Genomic DNA, 5,754 nt, shown 5'->3' with positions numbered 1-5,754 from the left:
GCTTTGTGTTTGATAATGGGATTGTTAGTATGAAGCATGAGAGTTACCTCGCGTTTTGTTTAAGGATTAGACACCCATATCAAAACCGGTAACTCTCAACCTTTCAAGGTCCAGTGTCAGATCTAGTCGCGACTAATACATCTTAAACAGGCTCACAGAGAATTCTGTTTCGATACCGTCCCCCGGCACAAACGCCGGGAACAAACCAGAGCACAAAAAAAGGAGCTTTCGCTCCTTTTTTATTACGGCAACCACCGTACATACGATTACAGGCTTTCAGTGAAAGTACGCGTAATCACGTCACGTTGCTGTTCTGGGGTCAGTGAGTTGAAACGCACCGCATAACCAGAAACACGGATGGTCAACTGCGGGTATTTCTCCGGGTGTTTTACCGCATCTTCCAGCGTTTCACGGCGCAGAACGTTCACGTTCAGGTGTTGCCCCCCTTCCACGCGCACTTCCGGTTTGATTTCCAACGGAACTTCACGATATTCAAACTGCCCCAGATCGCTCACCGGAACGATTTGATCTTCGCTGTAATCCGCTTTTGCGCAAACGCAGCGTGCTTCTGATTTTTCTTCATCGAGCAGCCAGAAAGAGTTAACCAGAGCGTTATTGTTAGCCTTAGTGATTTGAATGCCAGTAACCATAATTGCCTCCCTAAAACAGCAGAATCGTGTCTGAACCTGAGAAGGCAGTACTCACCAACACGATGTTTTAACCACAAAATAAAATTCACTTACCTTGTGTAGTCATATACCAGTACCTTAGACACCAATCTTTGATTTAAATCAGGCTTTGTTGAATAATAGGGAATAATGCTGTTGTGACACGCCTGTTTTGGATTAAAATGCTGATCGCTCCGGGATGCATCACCACGCTCTGGATTTAACATACTTATTTTACGTCAAGGGAATCCGCAGCCTTTATGTCTACGCAACATAATATCTATTTATTCAACAAAGCCTGTTTTACCTTGAGAGCAGAGATCGGTAAGCTACAGCCCTCTTTCACAACACACGCATCGAGGACAGGATGACAACCGAACTAACGTGGCATGACGTTTTGGCACAGGAAAAAGAGCAGCCTTATTTTGTGCAAACGTTAACGTTTATCGGCAATGCCCGCGCCGAAGGAAAGGTAATTTATCCCCCGCAGAAAGATGTGTTTAACGCCTTTCGCTATACGGAGTTCAATCAGGTCAAGGTGGTGATCCTGGGACAAGACCCCTATCACGGGCCGAATCAAGCGCACGGCCTGTCATTCTCCGTCCGCCCGGGCATTCCCGCACCACCGTCATTAATGAATATGTACAAAGAGCTGGCGAACGATATTCCAGGTTTTACGATCCCTCAGCATGGTTGCCTGCAAATCTGGGCGGAGCAAGGCGTGCTGCTGTTAAACACCGTGTTAACGGTGGAGGCAGGTCAGGCGCATTCCCACGCCAACCTCGGCTGGGAAACCTTTACCGATCGCGTGATTAGCGCATTGAATGAAAAGCGTGATGGCATCGTGTTTCTGCTGTGGGGAGCACACGCACAGAGAAAAGGCAGCATTATCGACACGCAACGCCATCATGTGCTGAAATCCCCGCACCCGTCACCGTTGTCTGCACAACGTGGCTTTCTGGGCTGTCGCCACTTTTCCAAGACGAATCAATTCCTGATACAGCAGGGGCAGTCGCCAATTGACTGGATGCCACGGCTACCGGGTTCAGCAGATCAGTAATGCCATCGGTTCGCAAGCCGCGCCACAGCAATGCAAACCGCTTGCGAACTGAGCTCTATATGAGAATTGACTACGCCATGGCGGTGGTCTTGGGGACAAAACGGGGGAAATAAAAACAAGAAGGAGTGGTGGAGCTAAGCTGCTAAGCGTGATCGAAGCGCTAACCTCTTGCATGCCACCCAAGCGCTCTCCGAGCTGAGCTATAGCCCCACAATGCTGGATATGTTCTACTGCACCTTTTTATCACAGCCATCCCAACACAGTTAGGATGGTGGAGCCAAGCGGGATCGAACCGCTGACCTCTTGCATGCCATGCAAGCGCTCTCCCAGCTGAGCTATAGCCCCATTACATCATACAGTGACACCGATTGTCTGTGTGTCTGTGTGAAAGGCCCTAATAATATGCAACACCTCTCAGGTGTGTCAACGGCTAAATCTCTTTGTGGCGTAATACCGCGCACAAGAACAGAAAAAACGCTGGTAATGATAACGGGTTTTATTATCATCTTTTATTCGTTCATCAGAACCTTAACAGGTCGTTATGCGCTATTTGCCCGTTGTGCTTATTACTCTGATCGCCCCCAGCCTTTTGCCCGCACGGGCACAGCCCCCTGTCGCCACACTCTCTGAAAACGCCAAGCGCTACTTCAGCATTGAGCAGTACGATATGGAAAGCACTCGCCAGCTTCAGTACCGTGTCTTCATCGCTACGCCGCGTGATATCGCCGCACAGGGGCCAGCGCCTGTGATTGTTGGCATCGGCTACCGCATTGATCAAGGTTATGACATTCCTGCCCGCCCCCGCGACTACACGCATCCGGACCCGACAATCCATCCAGATTTCGGTGCAGGAGGGGAAGCAGAGCAGTTTTATCAGTTTATCCAACACAATGTGAAACCGTGGGTAGAAGCGCGAGTCCCGGTTAACCCACAGCAGTAGACACTCGCCGGTCACTCCTTTGGTGGGTTATTCGTACTGTTTACCCTGTTTAATCATGGTGAATCTTTCCAGCGCTATCTGGCCGCTAGCCCGTCTATCTGGTGTGGAGACGGCGTGGTCATCCCCAAACGTTCACCACTGCTTACGGCACAACCTACGTCAATCACGATAAGCGTAGGCGAATATGAAGAGAAGCCCCCCCAAGGCCGATCCCAACCAACCGGTCGATCCGAAACGTGCCAAGCGTCAGGCGCAGCGCACCATGGTGACCAAAGCGCGCGACCTGGCGGCGCAATTGCACACCGAAAACCCCGCAGCCAACTTTATCCTGTTCGAAGGTAAACATCATGGTAGCGTGATCCCCGATGCAATGGCAAAGGCGGTAGATGTGGCCATTCAGCCGCAATGAGTTCAGGATTGATCTGCGTTCGTGCATAAAAAAACGCCCCGGCGGCGAACTCCCGAAAAGGAGGGCCACACGGGGCGTTTCGATCGCTGGGTTACGCGATTATTGCTGCACTTCACGCTCAGCGATAAAGGCCAATGCTTTATCGATGCGTGCCAATGCACGTTGCTGACCCACCGCGTGTACCGTAACATCGACGCCCGGTGATTGGCCCGCGCCAGTTACCGCCACACGCAGCGGCATACCGACTTTACCCATGCCTTGTTGCAGTTCGTCCGCCGTGCCCTGAATGGCGTGATGGATGTTTTCCGCAGCCCAGTCGCTGATAGCAGCAAGCTTCTCACGCACCAGTTCCAATGGCTGGCGAGCAACCGGACGCAAGTGTTTCTTGGCAGCATCGGCATCAAACTCGGCAAAATCTTCATAGAAATAACGGCAGGACGCCGCAATCTCTTTCAGTGTTTTGCAGCGCTCGCCCAACAGCGTCACCAGTTCGCACAGTTGCGGCCCGGTGCGTGTGTCGATCCCTGCCTGCTCAATGTGCCATGACAGATGCGTTGCCACATATTCAGCTGGCAGATGATTGATATAGTGATGGTTCAGCCACTGCAACTTCTCGGTATTGAAGGCGCTGGCCGATTTGCTTACGGCATCCAACGTAAACAGTTGCGTCATCTCGTCAATGGAGAAAATTTCCTGATCGCCATGTGACCACCCCAAACGGACCAGATAGTTGAGCAGCGCTTCTGGCAGATAACCATCATCGCGATACTGCATCACGCCCACGGCACCATGACGTTTGGACATTTTTTTGCCATCATCGCCCAGGATCATCGACACATGGGCGTATTCCGGCACCGGCGCCCCCAACGCTTTCAGGATATTGATTTGGCGCGGGGTGTTGTTGATATGGTCTTCACCACGAATAACGTGCGTGATTTCCATATCCCAGTCGTCGATCACTACACAGAAGTTGTAGGTTGATGAACCATCGGTGCGGCGAATGATCAGATCGTCCAGTTCCTGATTACTGAATTCGATCGGGCCACGAATACGGTCGTTGAAAATAACAGAACCGTCTTGCGGGTTACGAAAACGCACCACGTGAGGCTCATTATCGGCATGATGCGCATGAGAATCACGACAGCAGCCGTCATAGCGTGGTTTTTCACCCTTCGCTATTTGGTCTTCACGCAGCGATTCCAGACGCTCACGGCTGCAATAGCATTTGTAGGCGGTGTCCTGCACCAGCATTTCATCAATCACCGCGTTGTAACGGTCAAAGCGTTTGGTCTGGTAGTACGGACCCTCATCCCAATCCAGGTTCAGCCAGTTCATGCCATCCATAATGGCATCAATGGCATCCTGCGTTGAACGCTCCAGGTCAGTGTCTTCGATACGCAAAACAAACTCACCCTGATGGTGACGGGCAAACAGCCAGGAGTAAAGCGCAGTACGAGCGCCGCCGACATGCAAATAGCCAGTGGGGCTTGGCGCGAAACGAGTTTTGATTTTCATTGGGATAATAAGCCTTGTTACTTAAGGGCGACTGGCAGACACCAGCGACGGTTCCAGCCAAAAGTTGGCGATATTCTATCACTCTGCCCTGATTCCTCAACGCTGTAACCGCATTGTGTGTTGAACAGGACTAACAACACGCCGAATTATTGACCACGAATGCCCAGAAAAACGACGTGTTGCCTAATTTTACAACGAACACGCATTTTGCATTTAAAAAGCGTTGACTCACTTTCAACTATCCCTATAATGCGACTCCACACAGCGAGGGTGATTAGCTCAGCTGGGAGAGCACCTCCCTTACAAGGAGGGGGTCGGCGGTTCGATTCCGTCATCACCCACCACTTGCGTTGTGTGAAATATCATATCGTTGAGTATTGTGGTATGAAGTACGACTGTGTTAGCACGGAAGTACGATGTAAGAAAAAGTGAAATTGGGTGATTAGCTCAGCTGGGAGAGCACCTCCCTTACAAGGAGGGGGTCGGCGGTTCGATCCCGTCATCACCCACCACTTCTGCGGGTCGTTAGCTCAGTCGGTAGAGCAGTTGACTTTTAATCAATTGGTCGCAGGTTCGAATCCTGCACGACCCACCATCTCGCAGACTTCTCCTTTTTCCTTTAATACTTTCTCATCTGCATGAGACATCGCAACAAACACTGGTCATTGCTTAGGCTTGAGCGAAAACGCAGTTAGCGTTGATCGCAAAAGATGGTCTCATCCCGATTAACCTTTCCCCTGCCATTTTAGTAGACCTTTTTTAAGTCGAAACATTACCCTTCGTTTAGATCAAAAGCGTTACTGTTGTGTAGATCATAGTCAGAATCAGTGATAAAATATCAAAAAACTAATAAAAAAATATTATTTAATGCTTAAATTATTCACTGGGTTGTATTCGGTACTCTGGTTTATTTTGCGGCATACGATCAATCGATCGGAAACCTGATTGCATTTATGGTTGCAGTCACATTTTCATTTTTTGCCAATGCAAAATTCGTTCGTGTATTCAATGAGTTGATGTGGCATCAAACGTAGTACTCGCGTTCGATTTAAGTACCGATGATCCTATCGTGCATTTCGGATGATTTTGAATATCCGAGCGTCTTGCGATTGAGCCGTTGCAATCGGTTACGCAGTGTCAGATGTGCACGCTCAATACGCTG

At 49.9% G+C, this 5,754-nt stretch carries 7 protein-coding genes and 5 tRNA genes; 6 read left to right on the top strand and 6 right to left on the bottom strand.

The annotated features are described in order from the left end of the window. Positions 1–266: 266 nt before the first annotated feature. Both grcA and QZ506_RS07965 read right to left on the bottom strand, forming a co-directional pair. A complete protein-coding gene (grcA, locus tag QZ506_RS07970) occupies positions 267–650 on the bottom strand; it encodes an autonomous glycyl radical cofactor GrcA (RefSeq protein ID WP_195316349.1) in 384 nt (127 codons plus the stop codon). An 89-nt stretch (positions 651–739) separates the two neighbouring features. Continuing rightward, positions 740–895, bottom strand: coding sequence for a hypothetical protein (locus QZ506_RS07965; protein ID WP_291970246.1), 156 nt, complete (start codon positions 893–895; stop codon positions 740–742). Positions 896–1,035: 140 nt separating this feature from the next. On the opposite strand from QZ506_RS07965, the gene ung reads away from it, so the two are divergent. Then, positions 1,036–1,728 (top strand): uracil-DNA glycosylase, encoded by a 693-nt coding sequence (ung, locus tag QZ506_RS07960; protein ID WP_291970244.1) that lies wholly within the window; start codon positions 1,036–1,038, stop codon positions 1,726–1,728. Between the two features lie 126 nt (positions 1,729–1,854). Here ung and QZ506_RS07955 read toward each other — a convergent pair. Together QZ506_RS07955 and QZ506_RS07950 are read right to left on the bottom strand one after the other, a co-directional pair. Further along, a tRNA-Ala gene (locus tag QZ506_RS07955) sits at positions 1,855–1,938 on the bottom strand. 59 nt (positions 1,939–1,997) lie between these two features. Continuing rightward, positions 1,998–2,073, bottom strand: a tRNA-Ala gene (locus QZ506_RS07950). A gap of 196 nt (positions 2,074–2,269) precedes the next feature. Here QZ506_RS07950 and QZ506_RS07945 point away from each other — a divergent pair. Then, positions 2,270–2,668, top strand: coding sequence for a hypothetical protein (locus QZ506_RS07945; RefSeq protein ID WP_291970243.1), 399 nt, complete (start codon positions 2,270–2,272; stop codon positions 2,666–2,668). A gap of 184 nt (positions 2,669–2,852) precedes the next feature. Next, positions 2,853–3,077 carry a hypothetical protein gene (locus QZ506_RS07940; RefSeq protein WP_291970241.1) on the top strand — a complete coding sequence of 75 codons (225 nt, stop codon included), beginning with the start codon at positions 2,853–2,855 and terminating at the stop codon, positions 3,075–3,077. A gap of 99 nt (positions 3,078–3,176) precedes the next feature. Here the strand turns inward: QZ506_RS07940 and gltX are convergent, their stop codons facing one another. Next, positions 3,177–4,592, bottom strand: a complete 1,416-nt coding sequence (gltX, locus tag QZ506_RS07935; RefSeq protein ID WP_291970240.1) for a glutamate--tRNA ligase — start codon at positions 4,590–4,592, stop codon at positions 3,177–3,179. 268 nt (positions 4,593–4,860) lie between these two features. Here gltX and QZ506_RS07930 point away from each other — a divergent pair. The 3 genes from QZ506_RS07930 to QZ506_RS07920 all read left to right on the top strand — a co-directional run bounded on the left by QZ506_RS07930 (position 4,861) and on the right by QZ506_RS07920 (position 5,187). Continuing rightward, positions 4,861–4,936: transfer RNA gene (locus tag QZ506_RS07930), tRNA-Val, on the top strand. A gap of 92 nt (positions 4,937–5,028) precedes the next feature. Continuing rightward, a tRNA-Val gene (locus QZ506_RS07925) sits at positions 5,029–5,104 on the top strand. A 7-nt stretch (positions 5,105–5,111) separates the two neighbouring features. Beyond that, a tRNA-Lys gene (locus QZ506_RS07920) sits at positions 5,112–5,187 on the top strand. Between the two features lie 453 nt (positions 5,188–5,640). On the opposite strand, the gene QZ506_RS07915 is transcribed toward QZ506_RS07920, so the two are convergent. Next, on the bottom strand, positions 5,641–5,754 hold a 114-nt coding region (locus QZ506_RS07915; RefSeq protein WP_291969005.1), incomplete at its 5' end, for an IS1 family transposase.

It is taken from the genome of Candidatus Symbiopectobacterium sp., from assembly GCF_020054415.1.
GTDB lineage: Bacteria > Pseudomonadota > Gammaproteobacteria > Enterobacterales > Enterobacteriaceae > Symbiopectobacterium.
The sequence above is the reverse complement of the archived record's forward strand: the minus strand, read 5'-3'. Positions and strand labels throughout refer to the sequence as shown.